A 754-nucleotide genomic window follows, 5' to 3' on the forward strand; every position below is an offset into this window, starting at 1 on the left:
GCTGCCGCTGGTGGCCCGCGGGCCGCTGGAGGGTCTGCCGGACCTGGACCTGCCGGCGGGGGCGCAGGCGCGGACCTGGGTCGACGGGCTGCGGGCGGACGGCGGCGCCGAGGTGCTGCTCGGCTACGACCACCCCCACTTCGGCCGGTTCCCCGCCGTCACCACGGCGGTGCGCGGTGCGGGTCGCGTCACCCTGGTCGGCACCGACCCCGACGCCGCGANNCGGTGGCCGCGTCGTCGTCCCCCGTCTCGCGCACCAGCACCGCGCAGCGCCGGTGGGACGGCCCCGAGTCGGTGACGGTCAGCTCGGCCACCGCGGCGGACGGGGCGCGGGTGCACGTCGTCCACAACTGGTCGTGGACCCCGGCGTCGGTGCGCCCGCCCGCACCCGTGCGCGACCTGCTCGCGCCGGGCACGGCGCCGGTGGGCCCGCAGGTGGAGCTGGGCGCCTGGGACGTGCGCGTCCTCGTCGAGGTCTGAGGGGCCCGCCGGGCCCGCGCGACGGGCTCAGCGGGCGGACTGGCGGGCGCGCTTGGTCGCGTACATGCGCTGGTCGGCCTCGTGCAGCAGCGCCTCGGCGGTGGGGTCGCCGCCCAGCTCCGCGGTGGACACCACGCCCAGGCTGACCGACACCGCCTCGAGCGCGTGGAGGGCGTGCGGGTCGGCCGCGGCGTGCGCCAGCTCCGGGTCGACGGAGAACGGCACCGACAGCGCCGTCGCCAGCCTCCCGCGCAGGGCGGCGGCGGCGGCCTCG

1 protein-coding gene is annotated in these 754 nt (G+C 79.5%); it reads right to left on the reverse strand.

Annotation, left to right across the window (positions count from 1 at the left end):
• Nucleotides 1-507: 507 nt before the first annotated feature.
• The coding region (locus FHN55_RS16540; protein WP_218974753.1) for a GGDEF domain-containing protein at nt 508-754 on the reverse strand (247 nt) is incomplete at its 5' end.

Source organism: Streptomyces sp. NP160, from assembly GCF_006335115.1.
Lineage (GTDB): Bacteria > Actinomycetota > Actinomycetes > Actinomycetales > Quadrisphaeraceae > Quadrisphaera.